At 65.9% G+C, this 17,380-nt stretch carries 22 protein-coding genes and 23 tRNA genes; 40 read left to right on the plus strand and 5 right to left on the minus strand.

Going from position 1 to position 17,380, the window contains the following annotated elements; genetic code table 11:
- Nucleotide 1 precedes the first annotated feature (1 nt).
- The 20 genes from G6N67_RS33710 (at nt 2) to G6N67_RS33805 (ending at nt 4,224) form a co-directional block, all read left to right on the plus strand.
- Nucleotides 2-75: transfer RNA gene (locus tag G6N67_RS33710), tRNA-Leu, on the plus strand.
- Between the two features lie 17 nt (nt 76-92).
- Nucleotides 93-165: transfer RNA gene (locus tag G6N67_RS33715), tRNA-Asn, on the plus strand.
- Nucleotides 166-176: 11 nt separating this feature from the next.
- Nucleotides 177-249: transfer RNA gene (locus G6N67_RS33720), tRNA-Ala, on the plus strand.
- Between the two features lie 59 nt (nt 250-308).
- Nucleotides 309-767, plus strand: coding sequence for an HNH endonuclease (locus G6N67_RS33725; protein ID WP_036376710.1), 459 nt, complete (start codon nt 309-311; stop codon nt 765-767).
- Nucleotides 768-834: 67 nt separating this feature from the next.
- Nucleotides 835-905, plus strand: a tRNA-Glu gene (locus G6N67_RS33730).
- A gap of 28 nt (nt 906-933) precedes the next feature.
- Nucleotides 934-1,004 (plus strand) — tRNA-OTHER (locus tag G6N67_RS33735).
- 64 nt (nt 1,005-1,068) lie between these two features.
- On the plus strand, nt 1,069-1,305 hold the full coding sequence (locus G6N67_RS33740) for a hypothetical protein (RefSeq protein ID WP_131524825.1): 237 nt from the start codon (nt 1,069-1,071) through the stop codon (nt 1,303-1,305).
- A gap of 11 nt (nt 1,306-1,316) precedes the next feature.
- Entirely contained in the window at nt 1,317-1,892 is a 576-nt protein-coding gene (locus G6N67_RS33745) for a hypothetical protein (protein WP_131524822.1), read from the plus strand.
- Nucleotides 1,893-1,923: 31 nt separating this feature from the next.
- Nucleotides 1,924-2,412: an HAD domain-containing protein gene (locus G6N67_RS33750; RefSeq protein WP_036439609.1), complete on the plus strand. Its 489-nt coding sequence runs from the start codon at nt 1,924-1,926 to the stop codon at nt 2,410-2,412.
- 3 nt (nt 2,413-2,415) lie between these two features.
- A tRNA-Phe gene (locus G6N67_RS33755) sits at nt 2,416-2,488 on the plus strand.
- 23 nt (nt 2,489-2,511) lie between these two features.
- Nucleotides 2,512-3,081, plus strand: coding sequence for a ParB N-terminal domain-containing protein (locus G6N67_RS33760; RefSeq protein ID WP_062654571.1), 570 nt, complete (start codon nt 2,512-2,514; stop codon nt 3,079-3,081).
- Nucleotides 3,082-3,138: 57 nt separating this feature from the next.
- A complete protein-coding gene (locus G6N67_RS33765; protein WP_036376698.1) occupies nt 3,139-3,351 on the plus strand; it encodes a hypothetical protein in 213 nt (70 codons plus the stop codon).
- Between the two features lie 31 nt (nt 3,352-3,382).
- A tRNA-Arg gene (locus tag G6N67_RS33770) sits at nt 3,383-3,455 on the plus strand.
- 32 nt (nt 3,456-3,487) lie between these two features.
- Nucleotides 3,488-3,561: transfer RNA gene (locus G6N67_RS33775), tRNA-Ile, on the plus strand.
- Between the two features lie 106 nt (nt 3,562-3,667).
- A tRNA-Asp gene (locus G6N67_RS33780) sits at nt 3,668-3,741 on the plus strand.
- Between the two features lie 59 nt (nt 3,742-3,800).
- Nucleotides 3,801-3,872 (plus strand) — tRNA-Val (locus G6N67_RS33785).
- A gap of 4 nt (nt 3,873-3,876) precedes the next feature.
- A tRNA-Tyr gene (locus tag G6N67_RS33790) sits at nt 3,877-3,960 on the plus strand.
- A 28-nt stretch (nt 3,961-3,988) separates the two neighbouring features.
- A tRNA-Pro gene (locus G6N67_RS33795) sits at nt 3,989-4,064 on the plus strand.
- A gap of 10 nt (nt 4,065-4,074) precedes the next feature.
- Nucleotides 4,075-4,147: transfer RNA gene (locus tag G6N67_RS33800), tRNA-Arg, on the plus strand.
- 4 nt (nt 4,148-4,151) lie between these two features.
- A tRNA-Lys gene (locus G6N67_RS33805) sits at nt 4,152-4,224 on the plus strand.
- Nucleotides 4,225-4,240: 16 nt separating this feature from the next.
- Here G6N67_RS33805 and G6N67_RS33810 read toward each other — a convergent pair.
- Entirely contained in the window at nt 4,241-4,834 is a 594-nt protein-coding gene (locus G6N67_RS33810) for a GIY-YIG nuclease family protein (RefSeq protein ID WP_036439605.1), read from the minus strand.
- Between the two features lie 85 nt (nt 4,835-4,919).
- On the opposite strand from G6N67_RS33810, the gene G6N67_RS33815 reads away from it, so the two are divergent.
- From G6N67_RS33815 to G6N67_RS33875, 13 genes are all read left to right on the plus strand, one after another.
- Nucleotides 4,920-4,991, plus strand: a tRNA-Trp gene (locus tag G6N67_RS33815).
- A 61-nt stretch (nt 4,992-5,052) separates the two neighbouring features.
- A tRNA-Glu gene (locus tag G6N67_RS33820) sits at nt 5,053-5,125 on the plus strand.
- A 61-nt stretch (nt 5,126-5,186) separates the two neighbouring features.
- The gene (locus G6N67_RS33825; protein WP_036439603.1) at nt 5,187-5,384 is read left to right on the plus strand and encodes a hypothetical protein; all 198 of its coding nucleotides are present in this window, start codon (nt 5,187-5,189) and stop codon (nt 5,382-5,384) included.
- Nucleotides 5,385-5,781: 397 nt separating this feature from the next.
- A complete protein-coding gene (locus tag G6N67_RS33830; protein ID WP_036376689.1) occupies nt 5,782-6,282 on the plus strand; it encodes an Rv2253/PknI dimerization domain-containing protein in 501 nt (166 codons plus the stop codon).
- A gap of 563 nt (nt 6,283-6,845) precedes the next feature.
- Entirely contained in the window at nt 6,846-8,858 is a 2,013-nt protein-coding gene (locus tag G6N67_RS33835) for a hypothetical protein (protein ID WP_036439601.1), read from the plus strand.
- A 36-nt stretch (nt 8,859-8,894) separates the two neighbouring features.
- Nucleotides 8,895-8,971: transfer RNA gene (locus G6N67_RS33840), tRNA-Met, on the plus strand.
- A 31-nt stretch (nt 8,972-9,002) separates the two neighbouring features.
- Nucleotides 9,003-9,075, plus strand: a tRNA-Ile gene (locus G6N67_RS33845).
- Between the two features lie 31 nt (nt 9,076-9,106).
- A tRNA-Ser gene (locus tag G6N67_RS33850) sits at nt 9,107-9,194 on the plus strand.
- 134 nt (nt 9,195-9,328) lie between these two features.
- Nucleotides 9,329-9,405 (plus strand) — tRNA-His (locus G6N67_RS33855).
- A 57-nt stretch (nt 9,406-9,462) separates the two neighbouring features.
- On the plus strand, nt 9,463-9,753 hold the full coding sequence (locus G6N67_RS33860; RefSeq protein ID WP_062654573.1) for a hypothetical protein: 291 nt from the start codon (nt 9,463-9,465) through the stop codon (nt 9,751-9,753).
- On the plus strand, nt 9,750-10,007 hold the full coding sequence (locus tag G6N67_RS33865; protein WP_036376680.1) for a hypothetical protein: 258 nt from the start codon (nt 9,750-9,752) through the stop codon (nt 10,005-10,007). Before G6N67_RS33860 ends, G6N67_RS33865 begins: the two co-directional genes overlap by 4 nt.
- Before the next feature lie 6 nt (nt 10,008-10,013).
- Complete coding sequence (locus tag G6N67_RS33870) at nt 10,014-10,313, plus strand: hypothetical protein (protein ID WP_036439597.1); 300 nt, start codon at nt 10,014-10,016, stop codon at nt 10,311-10,313.
- Nucleotides 10,314-10,470: 157 nt separating this feature from the next.
- Nucleotides 10,471-10,854 (plus strand): hypothetical protein, encoded by a 384-nt coding sequence (locus tag G6N67_RS33875; RefSeq protein WP_036439595.1) that lies wholly within the window; start codon nt 10,471-10,473, stop codon nt 10,852-10,854.
- A gap of 201 nt (nt 10,855-11,055) precedes the next feature.
- Here G6N67_RS33875 and G6N67_RS33880 read toward each other — a convergent pair whose 3' ends face one another.
- Both G6N67_RS33880 and G6N67_RS33885 read right to left on the minus strand, forming a co-directional pair.
- On the minus strand, nt 11,056-13,065 hold the full coding sequence (locus tag G6N67_RS33880; RefSeq protein ID WP_163642406.1) for an FtsK/SpoIIIE domain-containing protein: 2,010 nt from the start codon (nt 13,063-13,065) through the stop codon (nt 11,056-11,058).
- Between the two features lie 704 nt (nt 13,066-13,769).
- Nucleotides 13,770-14,003, minus strand: a complete 234-nt coding sequence (locus tag G6N67_RS33885) for a hypothetical protein (RefSeq protein WP_051579166.1) — start codon at nt 14,001-14,003, stop codon at nt 13,770-13,772.
- A 108-nt stretch (nt 14,004-14,111) separates the two neighbouring features.
- On the opposite strand from G6N67_RS33885, the gene G6N67_RS33890 reads away from it, so the two are divergent.
- From G6N67_RS33890 to G6N67_RS33920, 7 genes are all read left to right on the plus strand, one after another.
- Complete coding sequence (locus G6N67_RS33890; RefSeq protein WP_051579165.1) at nt 14,112-14,462, plus strand: hypothetical protein; 351 nt, start codon at nt 14,112-14,114, stop codon at nt 14,460-14,462.
- A 143-nt stretch (nt 14,463-14,605) separates the two neighbouring features.
- Entirely contained in the window at nt 14,606-14,806 is a 201-nt protein-coding gene (locus G6N67_RS33895; protein WP_036439593.1) for a hypothetical protein, read from the plus strand.
- Nucleotides 14,807-14,810: 4 nt separating this feature from the next.
- Nucleotides 14,811-15,098, plus strand: a complete 288-nt coding sequence (locus tag G6N67_RS33900; RefSeq protein ID WP_036439591.1) for a DUF4031 domain-containing protein — start codon at nt 14,811-14,813, stop codon at nt 15,096-15,098.
- 73 nt (nt 15,099-15,171) lie between these two features.
- Nucleotides 15,172-15,366 carry a hypothetical protein gene (locus tag G6N67_RS33905; RefSeq protein WP_036439589.1) on the plus strand — a complete coding sequence of 65 codons (195 nt, stop codon included), beginning with the start codon at nt 15,172-15,174 and terminating at the stop codon, nt 15,364-15,366.
- A gap of 81 nt (nt 15,367-15,447) precedes the next feature.
- Nucleotides 15,448-15,521: transfer RNA gene (locus G6N67_RS33910), tRNA-Cys, on the plus strand.
- Nucleotides 15,522-15,804: 283 nt separating this feature from the next.
- Nucleotides 15,805-15,877, plus strand: a tRNA-Thr gene (locus G6N67_RS33915).
- Between the two features lie 26 nt (nt 15,878-15,903).
- Nucleotides 15,904-15,988 (plus strand) — tRNA-Ser (locus tag G6N67_RS33920).
- 25 nt (nt 15,989-16,013) lie between these two features.
- Here G6N67_RS33920 and G6N67_RS33925 read toward each other — a convergent pair.
- Both G6N67_RS33925 and G6N67_RS33930 read right to left on the minus strand, forming a co-directional pair.
- On the minus strand, nt 16,014-16,295 hold the full coding sequence (locus G6N67_RS33925) for a hypothetical protein (protein WP_036439585.1): 282 nt from the start codon (nt 16,293-16,295) through the stop codon (nt 16,014-16,016).
- A 90-nt stretch (nt 16,296-16,385) separates the two neighbouring features.
- On the minus strand, nt 16,386-17,378 hold the full coding sequence (locus tag G6N67_RS33930; protein WP_051579164.1) for a hypothetical protein: 993 nt from the start codon (nt 17,376-17,378) through the stop codon (nt 16,386-16,388).
- Between the last annotated feature and the right edge of the window lie 2 nt (nt 17,379-17,380).

Here is a 17,380-nt window from a genome sequence, read left to right on the forward strand (position 1 = left end):
TGCCCCTCTGGCCCAACTGGTAGAGGCGTCGGGTTTAGGTTCCGAAGGTTCCCGGTTCGAATCCGGGGAGGGGTACGCAGATCAAAACACATTGGCCCGTAGCTTAATTGGCAGAGCACGCGACTGTTAATCGCGCCGTTGAAGGTTCGAGTCCTTCCGGGCCAGCGCACCATCTCGGGGGCTTAGCTCAGTCGGTAGAGCGCCTGCTTTGCAAGCAGGATGTCGGGAGTTCGAATCTCCCAGTCTCCACTTCCGGCGCACCCGCGCCACCTTGGCCCGACCACGACACCGAAAGGAGGTGCGGCGCCATGACCACATTGCTGCCCGCACCTGCCGTGCAGGTGTTCAACGCCGACTACTCCGATCACGGCACCATCTCCTGGCAGGACGCCGTGAGCATGATCCTGCGTGAGGCGGCGTTCGTGCTGGAGACCCACGTTCCGCCGCGGCTGGTGCGGTCCCCCTCGGTCGCGATCGAGGTTCCGCGGTCGCTGATGCTGGCGCGATACGTGCACGTGCCGTACCGGCGCGACACCGAGCACGCCGCTCGCGCTGACATCCTGGCCCGCGACAAGCACACCTGCGCCTACTGCGGCAGTCGGGCTGACACCTACGATCACGTGCTGCCACGTTCCCGCGGTGGTGGTGACACCTGGTTCAACCTGGTGGCCGCCTGCGGGCCATGCAACTGGAGCAAGGCCGACCGGACGCCGGAGGAGGCGGGGATGCGGCTGCTTTGGCAGCCGTACCGACCCAAGGGTGTGTGACCTGGGGTTTGAGTGTTACCCGCAGTGGAGACTTGGCCCGCTGCGGGTCACACTCAAACCCCATCTTGGTCCGTTCGGTTAGTGGCAGGCCGCGGGTTTCTCAGACCCGTTGCGCGGGTTCGATTCCCGCACGGACTACGTTGAAGCCCGCCGAGGCGACAGCACTGAGAGGGTTGGCATAGACGGTCTGCCGGCTGGGACGCCAGCTGCACGCGGGTTCAACTCCCGCCCCTTTCACTCGACACCGCCCTGCTATTCTCTACTTTAGAGATTCGCACATGTGCTGCTTGAGGGAGGTTCGGTGGGACGGTGGAAAGTAGGCGCGCGAGTCACGATCGCCGACGCCGCCCACGTACCTGTCTCGCTGCGGCGGTACTTCGTCCCCGGCGAGACGGCCGGCACGGTGTCGCATCAGGTGCGCCACAACGGGATCAGCGGCTATGGATATTCCTGCGATGTGCGTTGGGACATCGCAGGACGGTGGGGCGACACAATCTCGAAGCGGCACGCTGAATCGGAACTCACCGCACTGGAATAGGGGCTGACACCGTGACAACGCCGATGTGGTTGCTCGACTTCGACGGCGTGATCAACGCGCTGTCCAAGCGCGGCGGGCGAAGCTTCTGGCCGGACTGGCGATCCGCGACCATCGACCACCCCGAAGGGGACCGTGACCGTCACGGCAAGCCGGTGAAGCTCCCACTGCTGTGGTCGGCGACGGTCGTCGAGACCGTTGCCGCGGCTGTCGACGCCGGTGTGGCGGTGCAGTGGTTATCGACGTGGCGTGAACACACCCGGCAGCTGCCGCCGATCCTGGACGGGCTGCCGGAGATCCCGTGGTTCGACGAGAACGTCCTCGCCGCCGATGCTGCAGACGGGCTGGATGCGCGTGAGCGGATGGTATCGGGCCCCTGGAAGGTTGCCGTCGCCAAGGCGGCGGTCCCCGGCGATGCAGCACTTCTGTGGACCGAGGACGCGCTGTCAGTCGACATGCTCTCGGAGAGCTGGCGCAAGTCGCGTACCGCGCCCACTACGTTCGTGCGTCCGCACCCGGCACAGGGGCTGATTCCCCGCGATGTGCGCGTGATCCGCGAATGGATCGCCCAGTACGCGCCACATCCGTAGCATCGATCCGACCCAGTTACAGTCCCACGGCATGGACGCCGTGTTTCTCGACATCGACGGCACGCTGAATGTCACCGACTCCGCACCGGGTTGGACACTGAGCACCCGCACAGTCGGGTATCCGATCCACGCGGTGACCGAGGTCGTCGACTGGCTGTGCACGCTGCATGATCGCGGCGTCGCGCTGGTGTGGAACACCACCTGGAACGACCAGGCCGACGACTACGCCGAGTGGTTCGGCCTCCCGCACGGGCTGCCATGGGTTCGCCACGACGAGAACCGGGTCAGCTTCGGGCACAGCCTGAAAGTGCGCGGCGCGCTGCGCTACCTGCAGGCGCATCCTCGGATCAAACGTGCCGTGGTACTCGACGATGTGGTCGGCGAGCATGACGCGTGCCTGCCAGCAGTTACGTCCGGCCGGGTACTGGTACCGGAACTGCACGAGCGCCACGGCGTGACCCGTGAGGTGATGGTCGCTGTCGATGCTCACCTGCGCCTGCACCCGCGTGTAAGGGTGTGAGATGGTCCCGAAGCTGACATGGTTCAAGCGCCCGGTTGAAGCCCAGGAGAAGTCGGTTCGATTCCGGCCGGGACCACACAACAGGGAGGTGAGGAGGTGATGCGGCGCCACAGCACCCGCGCGGTTGATGCGGAGTGGTTCCGCGCCCACGTCCGTCCTGCTCACGAGGAACGGTGGTCTGACACCGAGGCGATTCTGCTGGCGGACCCGCATGAGCGTCGCCGCATCGCCGAGCTGGCATCCGAGCTGGTTGATGGCTTCGAGCGCCCGATCATCGTCCGCCGCGATCGCTGGTGGAGCCGACGGCTGCGAGTCGCAGACGGAGTGCACCGCTCGATTGCCGCGATGCGTCACGGGATTCCGCTGCTCATCCGCAACGGGTACCCGCCCGAGAGCGATGACAGCGGCGGCGACATCTACACCGCGACTGTCAGTGGGTCTGATCCTGCGGAATTCCTTGATGCAGCGCTGAGTCTGTCGTCGTTCCGGTGCTCAGCTGGGCCATGGGTGCAGTGTGATGTCGCATCCGGTGCTCCGGACGGTGTTGTGCGGCTGCATCTGTCACGCCACGACGACCTGCAGGAGCTGATCTCCGCGGAGCTGCAGGAGCGGCTGCGCGAGTCCGGATGGTGGGCGCAGGTGAAGTTCATCGGCCCCGCCGAGGACTGAGTATCCGTACGCGCCGCGTGCCGACCGGGGACCGTTGCCCGCGCAGGGTGGCCGGCTATGAGCGGATCCGACTACAAGAAACGGCTCAAGGCGCTGATCTCGACAGCCGAGGAGCAACAATGGGACGTCTGTAAGACCAGCGGCGGGCATTGGCGGTTCGTTCCGCCGGACAAACAGCAGAACATCGTGATCGCGCCGGCCACTACTCGCGATCACCGTGCCGTGGCCAACTTGGAAGCCGACCTGCGCCGTTCCGGGTTGTCTGCGTGAAGTGCGTCGGTCCCGTTGCGGGGATCGTCACGCCGCGGTAGCTCAGTGGAGAGAGCGCCTGATTACGGATCAGGGGGTCGGGGGTTCGAATCCCTCTCGCGGTACGTCATCACGCGAATCGCTCAGCGGTGCGCGCGGATTCCTAGCTCAGTTGGTTAGAGCACCGTCCTGATAAGACGGAGGTGCCGGGTTCGATTCCCGGGGGATCCACAACGGTGGTGTGTCCAGGCGGGCACGCGGTTCGAGTCCGCAGCGTGTCGAATCGGGCGCGTCATGGGCCGTGTGTGGGTTTCGAGTCCCGCGCACACCACCTCATGGCTGTGTGGAGGAGCTGGAGTCCTCGCCGCCCTGTCACGGCGGAGATCGCGGGTTCAAGTCCCGTCACGGTCGCAACTCGCTGGCATCGCCGCTTTCCCTGTGCACGGGGGCCGGCGGTGTCCGGCGGCAACGGTCCTCTAGCTCAGCGGGAGAGCGCCGCGCCTACAACGCGGATGTCGGGGGTTCGAATCCCTCGGGGACTACAAGCGCGGTGTTGAGCAGGTGGTGGGCTCAGCGGCCTGTAAAGCCGTCTCTTCGGACGTGTCGGTTCAATTCCGGCCACCGCGACCAGGACCGCGCCGGCCTCAACGGCGCACACCGGGGTGTAGCTCAGCTTGGTTTAGAGCACCCGCTTTGGGAGCGGGAAGTCGCACGTTCGAATCGTGTCACCCCGACCGATCGCATGCCCGCGTAGCTCAGCGGATAGAGCACCTGCCTCCGGCGCAGGTTGTCCCGAGTTCGATTCTCGGCGTGGGCTCTTGGCCTCCATAGCTCAGTTGGCAGAGCTTCCGACTTTTAATCGGAATGTCGCAGGTTCGATCCCTGCTGGGGGCACGCACAGCGGAGGAAGTCAGGTCTGTCGGCAGTCGGCCGCCATCACCGCCCTGGCAGCCCGGATCGATTTTCCCCAGCGGTGGGTGACTTTGTCGAGATTCAGCGGTGGCTTCAGCACTGTGAGTACCGCGGTTTCGACCGCGTCGAGCGGCACCTCAGTTGCGGGGTGGACCCAATACGTTGCGCGCAGGTTGGCGCGCATCCACGTGCTGAGAAGTTCGTCGTGCTCGGCGGATAACCCGTAATTCGACGCATATTTCGGAATCGACGGATTACGGTAGCGGCCTCGCAAACCCAGCGTCGACCGCAGTTGTGCCGCCAAAGATCGGCGCAGTGTCGAGCTGCCGGTGATGCTGGTTGACCCGCCGGCGAAACCGAAGTGGGTGCCGACATCTCGGCTGGACAACGATCGCTCGGCTTTCCCGGCGTAGAGCGGACGCGCGTCTGGAGCTTCGCCGAGTCCCAGCGTGTGCCAGACGGTATCCGCACCGAACACCGCATACAGACCGGGACTTGCCGGCCACGAAAGCAGCGACGCCTCTGTGATGGCCTCCGGTGGGGCGTACAGCGCTGCCATGGCGGCACAAGACAGCTCGTCGACAGTGACCATGCGGCCCCACGTTAGCGGGCTACCGACGGTCCCCGGCGCACAGTCGTCCCTCACCTTTCCGACACCCACCCCGCTCGCGGGGCAAGCGTCCGTAGCTCAGCGGCAGAGCAACCGTCTCCAAAGCGGTTACGCGCAGGTTCGAGTCCTGCCGGGCGCGCAACACCTCGCTGGGTTGGCGGGGTTCCAGAGGTCGCGGCGACGGTCGTGGTCTCGTCCATGGCGCCGTGCTGTGATGGCTAGGCACCCGAGTTTTCACCTCGGGAGGCGCGGGTTCGATTCCCGTCGGCGCTACAAATTTCGATACCGCGCCGCGCACGGCTGAGGTGCCGACCACCGGCCTACGGTCACCGACATGTCCAGCGCCGTCGTCACTGCCACTCACCCGACGCACTGGGAGGTCACCTCGCACAGTGTGGCCGTCACGGTGCGCGATGTCCGCAAGATCGAATCGACCTACGACTGGCTGGTTTTCAACAGCCACGGCCAGTCTCTGCTGACCAGCAACCCGGTCGCTGCAGCCGCGATCGAGGCCGTGAAAGCCACCCCATAGCGGCGCATCCTCCGCGTGTCGCGCGCCGTCGGCGGGATCTTCGGTTCCATCGGTGAAGCTGTGCGCAGCGAGACCTCGTGTCAACACCGGCTTCGATGACCTTCACCGGTGAAGGCGTCTCCATGACGCTGGCCCCAGACGAGAGGCGACCTGCACGGGGTTTCGCTACTGCCCCTGCAGCTCAGCGGATCAGAGCACCGGGCGATCCGTTCGGGGCCAGCGGGTGTGGCCCCAACTGAAACGAGTGGCAACCGCACCAACCGTGTCGAGCAACGCGTCAGCCGCGAGGTGGCTACTCCATGCATGGTGGGTACTCGGCCGAAACGCCCAGCCGGATCGCCCGCCAGTGATATTCTCCGAAAGCGAGAATGCCACTATCAGTAATGGGAGCGGAGCAATGTCATCCGGTAGGGTGTTGGCGGTGGTCGCGTCCGCGATGCTCGTTGTGCTCGGCGGTGCCCCGCCCGCGCGCGCCGAACAGCTGTGGGGGATCAACGGAACGTTCCTCACATCGTCAAACGGTGACTGGGCCAAGATCAACCAGCGCTACGAGGATCAGCCACCCACCCGCAGCACCTGGACCATCTCAACGCAATGCGTCTCCCCGTCAGACTGCACCGGCACAGTGAACAGCGACGCCGGCTGGAGTGCGCCGATCTACACGACCAACGGTCTCTGGTACGTCAAACGCAAGGTGCCCAACTGGCGATACTGTGCCGACGGCGTCCCGGTCGAGGGCCTGCAGACCTACATGATCTACCCGGTCGGCGCTAACGGGCACTACGACGCGGATGCCCGGGAGTACACCGGGTTCGACAAGACGATCGGACCGAGCGGATCCTGCGGGCGCAACCAGTGGCCTGTCATCGAGATGCCGTTCTACATGAAGGTGGCATAGCGCGCCCACTTCGGCGCCCGCAGCGTCGCGTTTTGGAGAAGAAAACCACCCTAGTCGTCAGGGCCACCGACACGGTCAAGAGCCAGTAAGCCGCCGGGGATCAGAATGAGCAAATCGCCTGCACAACGTGTTCGGCGAACTATGCGTGCATCGCGACGGTAACTGCCCCACGCGGATCGATGAGTAGAAAAGCCGCGGATAAGGTCGAGCGCCTGGTCCCCGGCGCGTGTACGTCGCTTCCTCCGATCACCGCCGGTGCCGACACACACGATGTACGGCGGTTCCAGCAGCGCCATATTCTGCTCGCGCAGATTGTCGAAGTGCGGGTATGGCGGGCAGCGACCGTCCGGTGGGGGACGTGCAAGCGTAGACAAACCGCCGTGAAAATGCGGTGCACACCCGTCACCCGACCGGCGACGTTCGCAGCGCTACAACTGTTCTCACGTTCAATAGATCGCCCACTGGCACTGGCGACCGCGCGTGACGGAGGTCGCGCCGCACACATCGATGTTCTTTCACTGCGTGGTACAGACTGCCCACCCGCCCAGGCAAGGAAGTCACCCATGCAACGTTCGATCGGTTCGTACCTGCCCGCTGCGACTGCACTCACGGCAGCCGCGATCACCGCTGCTCCGCTGTTGGTCAGCCCAGCCGTGCTGCACTCGACCGCCGCCCCGACGTTGCCGTCGTTGTCGGCACCACGGATTCAGCTCGCGGCGCTGGTCAGCCCCCGAGACATTGATGACCTTGTCGAGCGGTTGAATTCGGCACTCGCGTCCGTGTCCTCTACGGTCACCTCCGTTGTCGCGATGCCGGGGAACAGCCTCAGCTCCGTGCTCGACTCCGCCGTGGCGGTGAACAACGACCTGTGGAACAACATGATCAGGTCCACCGATAACCGCGCGCTCGTCGATCTTCTGCGCGCACTGCGCGCGACCTCCTCGGGTGGCCTGACGCGCCTATCGGACACGGTGGCTGATGTCAGCGGCACCATCGTGCTCACCACCGGTGAGGTCACCACCCTCTTGGCATCGACATTGACAGGATCTTTGAGCACGGCGTTGCATGCCGTCGCGAGCATCATCAACAACCCGCTCTCGTTGTCCAGCTACACAGGTCTTCTCAACGTTCCGCTCGATGTCGCCGGCCTGGTCCTTCACGATGGGGCGGGTCTGGTCAACAGCGTCGGCCGCGGTGCACTTTCCACGGTGGGGACACTCGCCACGGGAGTCACCTCCCAGATCGACAACCTGCTGCGGGGCGTCAACGAGGCGCTCAGCGCCGCGAAGGGCCTCGTGCCGGGTGTGGCGCTGCTTGATGGTGTCCTGACAGCGATACAGGGAATCGTGACGGCCCCGGTCAGCGCTGCGCTCGCCGGCGTCAACGGGTTGACCGGAACGCTGGTCGACGCCGCGGGGCGGACGCTGGGCAACATCACCCATGGTGTGGGTGAGATCGCAGACGCGTGGCTCGGAGACGGTACCGGCGATGGCGCGTTGCAGCGCAGCATTCGCGCCATCGGCTCCGAACCGCTCAGCGTTGCGAGCTACACCCAGGCACTGGGAGCTGTTGTGGCCGCCGGCGTGCGCACCGTGGGGGCCATCACCGACATCGGTACCGGGCTCCTGTCGGTTCCGTTCACCGCTGGTGCCGACCTGTCTGTGACCGCCGCGGAGATGGTCGCGAAATTCAACGGTGGCGCGGCAACGTTGGCTTCTGGGCTGATGCGCGCCGCAGGGTTGCCGTCGCTGGTGGCGAACCTGCCGCACACGGTGGCCGGGGCAATCAATATGGCGGTCCGCGCCGTGGGCGCAGCCGTTGCCGCCGGCTTCAATACGGTTGCCGCCGTGCTGGACCCGGGCTCGTTGACGCACCGATCGGCCGTCTCCGCTGCCGCACCGCAGCTGCGCCAGGCAGCTGCGTCCACGTTCGTCACCGCCGACGTTCAGCTGTCAGCTCCCATGTCTGTTAACCAGGCACGGGACGGTGTCGATGTGGCCGATGCGGGACCGCTCACTGCCAGCAATTCAGCCGCGTCCGCTGTCTCCGCACCGGCGGTGGTCGGATCCGCGGGCGACGTAACCGAAGCCGATCCGGTCGAGGACACCGCGGTTGTCGCGGAACCCCACGAAGACGACGTGCCAGTCACAGATGATGAAACCGGCGACGACGTGACCAAAGCTGAGCCCGAATCCGCGAACAGCACCGCAGCAGATCCCGAGACTTCGACCGGCGGCCTTGAGTCAACCGACGAAGCCGCCGATCCCGGTGACGAATCCACCGTCGCCGTCCCCGGACGCAAACGCTCGGCCACTGAATCTTCGCGCAGCAACGACACCCGGACGAGGCTCGACGTCACTGATTCCACCTCGTCCTCGACCGATACCGGCGAGGACGAATCTCGGCCGAAACCGCAGGGCCGGCACGCGTCCGGAAAGACCGCTGCGGATTCACCGGCAGTTGCGGGTGGGCGCCATCGCGGTGACTCTGCTGGTGCGAAAGGCACCGCCGGGTCGCCGGCCGGAGGTGGCGGAAGCGAATCACCGCGTGCCGGTGGATCAACTGGATCGGAGTAGCCACCGAGCGCGTACAACGCGCGCAAGCAACAGCTTCGCGGAGTAGAGCAGTTTGGTAGCTCGCTGGGCCCATAACCCAGAGGTCGCAGGTTCGAATCCTGTCTCCGCAACCACTTTCGGCCACTCTGCAGAGGGTGTCCGCAACGCTCCGTAGCTCAGTTGGCAGAGCCCCGCGCTCATAACGCGGAAGTCGCGGGTTCGAGTCCCGCCGGAGCAACGAGGATCGGTCCGCGGGGGCCGGTCACATTGGAGGGCCCACCCGACGGCTGGCGACGGGCGCTGTCTTGAAAACAGTTGGTGCATAGACATGTAGGGGTTCGATCCCCCTGCCCTCCGCGCATATCGCCACGGCTCACGGCCGCTGGCGGAACTGCTCAGCTGAGATGCTGGGTGCGGGTGGCTCCGCTCGCGCAGTCGCGGACAGGCGGCGCGCGTTCAGCGGACGGTCCCCCTGTTCGGGGACCGTCATGGCGGCGATAGCTCAGACGGCAGAGCACCCGGTTGTGGTCCGGGAGGTCGGTGGGTTCGATTCCCCCTCGTCGCCCCAACCCAGCTGCCGCGCCGCGCAACGGAAATCGGACCGGTCGTGGCCACTATCGGTGCCATGCCGACAACCGTCATTTCGCTCAACGCGCTGCGCGACCACCAAGCGATCGAGCAGATCATCACGACTCTGGACCCGCGTTCCCCGCTGTGCGGGCAGCTCGAGACGATGGTGTCTAGGGGACGTGACCCCCTGCGGGAGGCACAGTTGGTAGGCGTCGCCGAAGCCTGGGTGCTGCGTGTTCAGCCTGTGGGCGGGCATCCGGTGTATCACCGGTTCGACACCACCGGCAATGCGCACCGGATCATCGCCGAGAATGCCGCTTCCACTTTGGCCGGCGGTGCCCTGTGAACGAGTGGAAGCTGCAGCACACATCGGGCACTCAGACCACCTATGCCCGTGAGTTGTCCGGTCTCGACCGCATCTACGCCTACGTCGACTACGACCAGTGGGACGACGAGGAGCAGCCGACGCACTACCGCTGGTCGGTGCAGGACGGCTCGTGCGGCAAGGTGCTCGACAGCGGTTTCACCGATGAGGGTGGATTGACCGCTGCGCAGGCCGATGCCGATGCCGCCGCCGCGAAACTGTTCCCGGGACGCTGAGGCACGATGCACCAGAACTACCAAGCCCTATTCGCGGAGGCGGGAGCCGAGGTATTGCTCGGTGGGGTCGACGGGCTGCGGTCCGAGCTTGCGACCGCCTCTCGTCTCGGCGGAGAAGCCCGGGCTCGCGGGGCCAAAGTCGATCTCGACGAGGGCCAACCGTTCGACATCTACACCCTGTACGTGCAGGTAACCAACCGGGCATACGACCGCGCCAGGCATCTCGATGAGCTGTACATCCTGTTGCTCGCCCACGCCTACGAATTCGGCGCGGGAGTTCGCGAGGACCCCCTTCCGGATCTCTAGCACCGCGGGTTACGCTGTCCGGCTCGCCACCGCCGCCGCGCGGCTTCGCGCACACGCATGGAAGGACACGGTCATGGGTCTCCCGTTGTAGGTGCGGCTGCCTCCCCTGCGGCCGGACGGAGGTCGCCGGTAGCCCGCCGAAAGGCGGACAGATCCGTTGTCCAAGACCGACAAGACCCGTCCCTGGCGGGTCCAGATCAACGATGCCCCGGGCATGCGAGCGGCGCACATGTGTACCGGCATCCGGCGGCTGCACGTCACCGCTGCGTGTGACCTTCCTACTGACCCGTGGACATACGCGGACACCGTGTGCCGCTGGGAACCTGCGCGTGAGCCTGTTCCGCACTGGAAAATGTTCTCTGACACCGGCTATCGGCAGACTGCTCGCCGCGCCTGGTTCTCTGCCGAGCGGGCGGCGCAGCGGACCATCCTGCGCGACCTCACGCGCCAGGCCAACAGCCGCGGCGAGATCAACGAGGACCGCGTCGACAACCGCCAGACCCACCGCTACTGCGAGTACACCGGCGGGTGGTGGGACTGATGGCGCGCACCGACAAGACGCCCAGCGGGGGCCTCAAAACGGTCGCTCCCGAGCACCGTGCAGGGCCCGCTGGCGGACCGTCGGCGACCCCGGGGAACCCCCGACCTGCGTGCTCGACGCGATGTCGACTGGTGGTGGACGTGAGGCCGCTGCGGGTCGGCGCCGGCTTTCGTTCCGGGCACCGACCCACCGCGGGCGGTGTCACTCGACGGCCACTCCTGCCGATCCCACGATGCGTTCAGCCGCGCACACAATGTCGTCGCGTGTGAGTGTGAACAGTTCGCTGTCGGTCAGCTCAGACAGATCCGCTACTTGTCCGAACCGCTGTGCCGCGATTCCGGCGGCCGCATCGACCACACCGCGAGCGAAACGGATATTGCCGAGCCGGTCGATGTGGCGCACGCCGTAACCGTTGTCCTTGCCCAGCTCCTCGACAATGTGCTGGAACGCACCCTCGGTGGAGTTACTGAGAACGTGGCCGCCATCCTCGGCGAACTTCACCAGGTGCTTCCACAGCTCAGCCGGCGAAGGCGAGGTGAACGTGACATGGCGGCTGAACAGGCCGGCCAGGCTCTGTTCGCGTGCCAGGAAACGCCGCATCTCCTCGGGGTATCCGCACAGGACCACCACCGGGTCGTTCCCGCCGTCTCGCATCCGCTGACTGAGCGTGTCCACCGCCTCGCGCCCGAACGGGTCGCCGCTGCCGCCGCGGTCCTGGACCAGTTCGTAAGCGCTGTCGACGAAGAGAACACCCCCGCGCGCACTGTCGAACACCGCGGATGTTCTCGACGAAGTCTCACCCTCGAATCTGCCAACGAGCGTGTTGCGGTACGCGAACACCACCTTCGAGGTTTCTGTGACCCCGGCGGCGTGCAAGGTGTCTGCCAGGATTTCGGCAGCATGGGTCTTCCCCGTGCCGGGAGCGCCAGTGAAGACGAAGTTGGGGCGCACCGGTGAGACACGCAACCCGCGGCGGACGCGTTCCGCGGTTGCCGACGCATCGGTCAGGATGCCGTGCAGCTGCTCTTTGACCTCGTCCTGGCCGATCAGGGAGTCAATCTCGGCGCGGACGAAACCGATGCGTCCGCGTTGCGCGGCCTCGTCAGACAACGGGTACTGGTCCATCGCGCGGAAGTCACTGAGCGCGGACAGCCGTGAGGAAATCTGCGTGAGCATGCTGTTCGGCTGTCCGGTCCCGCCGGTCTCTGCATGTATGCGGTGTAGTGGTTCATCAAGCGGCAGCGTGATCCGAGTGCGCAGCTGTTCGGACAGTTCATCGCCCAGCCTCCTGTCAGACGGCTGGTCGCCGACCACCAGGTGCATCCCCAACGCCCGCCCGGTGCGCGCCAGGTGGCCAAGTGCTGACACCAAGCGCGGGTGGCTGCGCGCAGCTGCGTGCAACTCGTCGACCACGATGAACAAGTGCGGCAACCGCGGATACTCCGACCCCGCGCGCTGCATGGACCGTTCGGTGTAGCTGACAAAGTCCTCGCATTTTGAATGCGTGTAGATCAGCTGCGCCCGCCGATCCATCTCGCTCGCGATAAAGTCGATGAGGCGCTGGACACGCGGCGGGAAGTGCTCCAGGTGAGAAACCGCCGCAACCACGTGTGGCAGCTTGTCGAGCCCCTCGAATGTGCTGCCGCCCTTACCGTCGGCCAGGACGAAGCTCACGGTGTCGGGCGCATAGGTGGCGGCAAGGCCCAAAACGAGAGAGCTCAGAAAATGTGACTTCCCGCTTCCGGTGCGCCCCTCAATCGCGACGTGCGGACCGTTTCCGCCCAGACTCTCGTCGGTGAGATCGAGGTATTCCAGCTCGGCGTGCGTTGCGCCACTCTCGATGCGTCCTTGGAGCACGGGGTGCGGACCACTTCCGCCCAGACTCTCGTCGGTGAGATCGAGGTGTTCCAGCGCGGCGTTCATTGCGCCGCTTTCGAGCCGATAGCAGTAGGGCACCCGCAGCGAAGCGGTTGCCGTGTTGCGTGCCCACACCTCGGTGAAATCGTGGGTGGCGATGTCTTCGATGCCCAGAGCTTCGAAGAGGTCTACTGCGCACACGCCGACGAGGGACGGTTCCTGTGCTGGCCTGCCGCCGGAACCGTCCCCCGTCGGCGTGTGTGCAGTGACAGCACGCAACGCTGCCTGGTAGCTGACCCCGGGGTGCTGTTCCATGTACGCGCGAGCGTCGGCCTTGAGTCGGTGAGAAACCATGGTTGAAGAAACCTCTCCTGTGCAGTCCGCGGAGTGGATCCGGCGCCGCGACCACCAGCCACACCGCGGTGAACAGGGCGGGTTCGCCATGTGCCCCTGCGGGGGCTGACCTCCACGTTGCGGTGCGGGGTCGCGGCCCGTCTCGCTTCGAGGATCCCGCCCCACGGCCGGGGCGATTGCCGGGAAAGCTACACGGAACTCGGCACCGTGCAATGCGCGACACGAACGCACGGCATCGGGGTGTGCATCACTGGTCAGCGCACTGTCCGGCCTGGCGGCACATTCCGACCGCCTGATCCAGATACACACTCGCTGTGCGCCTCTGGTCAACATCAGCGTCCGCCGACAGTGTCACGTCCGCAGCGAGAGTTGCGGCATGGTGTGCGTGCTGGCGGCGGTAGTGGCGATCATCGGCGGCGGCTACTGCGGTGTGTAGCGAAGACCGTGCCTCGGCCAGTTTCTCGGTGGTGCTCTGCATCTTCGGTGTGACTCCTGCGCTGGGACCGGCCACCTGTTCGACCGCTGGTTACGCGCAGTGTGCAAGTTTCCGGCGCGTCACCAGCCCTACGACACGGGAACCCGAATCCGGCCCTTCCGCGTGTTGCGTGTCCGGCACGGTGAATTCAGGTCATGGGACGCATGCTCACCGATGCATGGACGACTGAGCGCGGTTGTCCCCGGCCAGAGCGGAGCTTTCCCCAGTGTCAGCAGAGAGCATCACCATCAGCCGCGGCGGCCAAACCGAAGATCTGCACGAGTCGTGTGGATCGCCGCGGTGCAGCGTAGCCATTCTGGAAGCCCTCGGCGTCAATGTCTCTGGCCGGCGTCCGGCTGACATTGACAGTGAGGATGTCGGTGGCGCTACGCGGATCTCGGTACTGCCGGCCGGTGAGACCGACTACGACGTGTGGTGTGCCGCCTGCGGTGAATTCCTGCATCACGGGCTGTCTTGCGACTGCTCCAGCTCCGCGGACCGCGCGCCGGCCAGCGGCCCATCCATCTCCCTGCGCGACGCCCCCAGCATCCGCGCACTCTGGAGCTAGCCAATGCAGCTCCTCCACGTCACCACCGCATCGGCAGCTGCGTCGATCCGGAGCCATGGTCTGCGCCCCTCGATCGGGCCCCGTTCCGCGCAACTGGGTGAAACAGTTCCCGCGATCTACTTCTTCACCAGCGAATCCGCGCTCAAAGCGGCCAGTGACAACTGGCTGTCCGAAGCGTTCGAAGACGTCGAGGAGTCCCTGGTGGTGCTCGTCGTCGATGTGTCCGCGCAGGTGGTACGCATCGACCCCACCGCCGCGTTCGAAGCTGTGGTCACGGTGCCAGTGGCGGCCGCTGCTGTCCTGCGGGCCTACGACATCGACACCGGTGCGGCCTTCCCCGCGTCGGCACCTTGAGACCGAGAGGACCACAGCCCGTGGCCGGTGAATCGCAGTGCCCACTATGCGGGTGCTTCTACTTCTGTAACGGCAACCCGAAAGACGAAAACTGCCGCGACCGCATTGCCAATGCAGCCGCGATGAACCGGGGAGGTTGACAGGTGGACGCTGTGTTCAAGAAGAACGACCTGGTGCGAATCGGCAAGAACCGCAAGGTGTATCGCGTGCAAGTGGCTCCGCGTCCCGGCGGCGACGGCATGCATTACCTGGAAGCTGACGCCGATCACCCTGACGCGGCCAAGCGCCAGCCCGATGCGTTCCGCTGGTACCGCGCAGATGAACTGACACCGGTGGAGAGATAGGGCGATGCCGGTCTACGTCGACGACATGCAACGTCCTGCTCAGGTGGGGCGGCTCAACGCGGTGTGGTCGCACCTGCTTGCCGACACCGATGAGGAGCTGCACGCCTTCGCTGCGCAGCTGGGTCTCCGACGCGCCTGGTTCCAAAAGCCCGGCACACCGATCGCGCACTACGACGTGACAGAGTCGAAACGGCAACTCGCGCTTCGGCTGGGAGCGATACCGATCGGGTACCTGAGCCGCGAGTCGATGGATCTGATTCGACGCCGCCGCACGGCACTGGGAACCCGCTAGGGATGTGCACATGGTCAGCCAAGACGACGGGCGATGATTGCGATGAGCGAAACGCCGTGAGTTGATGTCTCACGTGACGGAAGCGCAGGCCCGCGCTGCGAGCGAGATCGTGTACCGCTCGAGCAATGGGTTGCAGGCGTGGTGTCTGTGTCCGGATTGCACCGCACAACATGCGAGCAAGAACAAGTTCCGCACCGCCCACGATCGCTGGGCGATTGATGGGCAGGACTGGCGCATTCTCGAAGACGTGGCCCGGCGCGCGAACTGATCGCTCAGCCGCGCCGGCTCGGCGACGTCTGCCGCTAGGCGTCGACAGTAGCCCAGCGATCGTGAGCGGTACGGCGAACGTGTCTCCGTGGCCGAATGGCGAGGCAGCGGTCTGCAAAGCCGCGCACACCGGTTCGATTCCGGTCGGAGACTCCAACAACGCGTATCGGTACCGCGGTGACTCCGCGGGACGTGCGTTCAAACCTCGACGGTGTCACCGACTTTCGCGTCGTCCGGAAAATCGCTCGATGGCACCACGCTCACGGTCCCGGCACTAAGCTGGTCCGACAGCGCTTTAGCCGCTGTGTATTCGAGATGGTGACCGACCAGCACGTGGGTGTCGTACGGAGCGTGTGACTGGACCACGGAGTACAACCTGTTTTGTGCCATGCACGTAGACAAGCACCGGATCGTCGGCTGCTGCGTGCAAGGCGCGCATGCCCCCATAGCTCAGTCGGCCAGAGCGGCGCACTCGTAATGCGCAGGCGTCGGTTCAATTCCGGCTGGGGGCTCGCAATGGCGGCGGTGCAGCCAAATTGGAGACGTGGCAGAGTGGCGAATGCAGCGCCTTGCTAAGGCGTAGTCGGTGTAACCGGCCGCGGGTTCGAGTCCCGCCGTCTCCGCTGCGCATCACACACGATGGGTTCTCTACCTGGAGGATTCGCGGCGGTTCCGCGCCTGCGGGTGCCGCGACAGGTCGACCGGCGTGCCGGGGAACGCGCCGAGTGACACGTAGCTGCCGGCGCCGTATAGGCGGGTCTCAGACTCGTGCTGGTTCTGTCTATCCTGCGCGTCATCGTCAGTGCGTGGTGTGTAGACCGTGACCTGGATCTTGTCCCCCACGCGCATCACGTCGAGGATGCGCTGGGCATCGTCAGTGGACAGTCCCTCCACTAGTTCGGTGGCCGGCAACTCGTAGAAGACAGACATCGGCGAATCCTCCTGCGTGTGCTGGGAACACGGTGCACCCGGCTGTCTGGAGGGGATCACAGCGCCGTGGCCGAACTGCCACCGGGCGCGTCACCGCTGTGCGCCCGGGTCTGGGTCGTCGAGCAGCCGCAGCAGGTCATCGAGTAGGCGGCTGGCGCGGTCCTCAACATCGTCGAGCACATCGGTGACTCCGGCCAGATCCGTGGCCGCGCGGCGACGTGCGGCCAGGCCGCGGCCGAAGGTTTCCGGGTCCAGTGTCATGACGGTCTCCGGTACCGGCGCAGGCTCTGCTCGGGGCGCGGGACGTCTCGCGCGGTGCGCTTCGGGTGCCGGAAGCGGCGCATGTGGAAGAGCCGTGCCTTCCAGGTGCGGGGCGAGGATTGCCGAGACCGCGGCGGGTGTGAGCGCGGTCGGCGCTAGGCCGCAGTCGCCCCAGCGGTCGATCGGCGTGAACAGCGGTAGATGCACAGGCGCCGCAGCGGCGTTGCGCACCTGCTGCCCCCGAAGATGAGCCGCGACAATGCGTGGGCTCGGGAACTGGTGCTGGAGACCGCGGATCTCCCGCCATTCCTCCCACACACTGACCGGGGACGCGTCGATTGCGGGCGTTGTGGCGGTGTACGCCGTCCCGTCGGGGCAGGTCACCGACACGGTGTCACCGCGCTGGTCGCTGTCGATGTCGCCCAGGCGCAGCGACGCGATCCGGGTGTAGGGCACCGCGGCTGCGGCCAGCGTCAGCAGCATTGCGTCTCGGCGGGCGAACAGCGCTGTTGGCCAGCCGCGTCTGGGGAGCCTGGCCAGCGCAGCTGCTGCGGCATCAGCCCGGGCAGCGACGGTGCCGCGCCGGCGACTGTCGATGAGTTCGCGCACCGTCTCGACGTGCCCGGGCGGTCGGTGTCCGCGACGCCGGTGCACCGCGTTGACGACACCTACACGGCGGCGCTGGCTGGCCACCGTGGCGGGATTCTCGGCCAGGAACCGCGCCAGCGTCAGCGGCGCGGCCGGCAACGGCGGCTGCTCATGCGCCGCGCACCAGTCGGCGAACAAGCCCCACACCGCCTGCTCCCGACGGTTGACAGCCACGG

The sequence above is a fragment of the Mycolicibacterium mageritense genome, assembly GCF_010727475.1.
Lineage (GTDB): Bacteria > Actinomycetota > Actinomycetes > Mycobacteriales > Mycobacteriaceae > Mycobacterium > Mycobacterium mageritense.

What these genes read in the sequence shown, in the direction of transcription:
- G6N67_RS33725 (WP_036376710.1), top strand. Translation starts at nt 309, where the DNA reads ATGACCACATTGCTGCCCGCACCTGCCGTGCAGGTGTTCAACGCCGAC.
- G6N67_RS33750 (WP_036439609.1), top strand. Translation starts at nt 1,924, where the DNA reads ATGGACGCCGTGTTTCTCGACATCGACGGCACGCTGAATGTCACCGAC.
- G6N67_RS33760 (WP_062654571.1), top strand. Translation starts at nt 2,512, where the DNA reads ATGCGGCGCCACAGCACCCGCGCGGTTGATGCGGAGTGGTTCCGCGCC.
- G6N67_RS33765 (WP_036376698.1), top strand. Translation starts at nt 3,139, where the DNA reads ATGAGCGGATCCGACTACAAGAAACGGCTCAAGGCGCTGATCTCGACA.
- G6N67_RS33810 (WP_036439605.1), bottom strand. Translation starts at nt 4,834, where the DNA reads ATGGTCACTGTCGACGAGCTGTCTTGTGCCGCCATGGCAGCGCTGTAC.
- G6N67_RS33825 (WP_036439603.1), top strand. Translation starts at nt 5,187, where the DNA reads ATGTCCAGCGCCGTCGTCACTGCCACTCACCCGACGCACTGGGAGGTC.
- G6N67_RS33830 (WP_036376689.1), top strand. Translation starts at nt 5,782, where the DNA reads ATGTCATCCGGTAGGGTGTTGGCGGTGGTCGCGTCCGCGATGCTCGTT.
- G6N67_RS33835 (WP_036439601.1), top strand. Translation starts at nt 6,846, where the DNA reads ATGCAACGTTCGATCGGTTCGTACCTGCCCGCTGCGACTGCACTCACG.
- G6N67_RS33860 (WP_062654573.1), top strand. Translation starts at nt 9,463, where the DNA reads ATGCCGACAACCGTCATTTCGCTCAACGCGCTGCGCGACCACCAAGCG.
- G6N67_RS33870 (WP_036439597.1), top strand. Translation starts at nt 10,014, where the DNA reads ATGCACCAGAACTACCAAGCCCTATTCGCGGAGGCGGGAGCCGAGGTA.
- G6N67_RS33880 (WP_163642406.1), bottom strand. Translation starts at nt 13,065, where the DNA reads ATGGTTTCTCACCGACTCAAGGCCGACGCTCGCGCGTACATGGAACAG.
- G6N67_RS33885 (WP_051579166.1), bottom strand. Translation starts at nt 14,003, where the DNA reads ATGCAGGAATTCACCGCAGGCGGCACACCACACGTCGTAGTCGGTCTC.
- G6N67_RS33890 (WP_051579165.1), top strand. Translation starts at nt 14,112, where the DNA reads ATGCAGCTCCTCCACGTCACCACCGCATCGGCAGCTGCGTCGATCCGG.
- G6N67_RS33900 (WP_036439591.1), top strand. Translation starts at nt 14,811, where the DNA reads ATGCCGGTCTACGTCGACGACATGCAACGTCCTGCTCAGGTGGGGCGG.
- G6N67_RS33925 (WP_036439585.1), bottom strand. Translation starts at nt 16,295, where the DNA reads ATGTCTGTCTTCTACGAGTTGCCGGCCACCGAACTAGTGGAGGGACTG.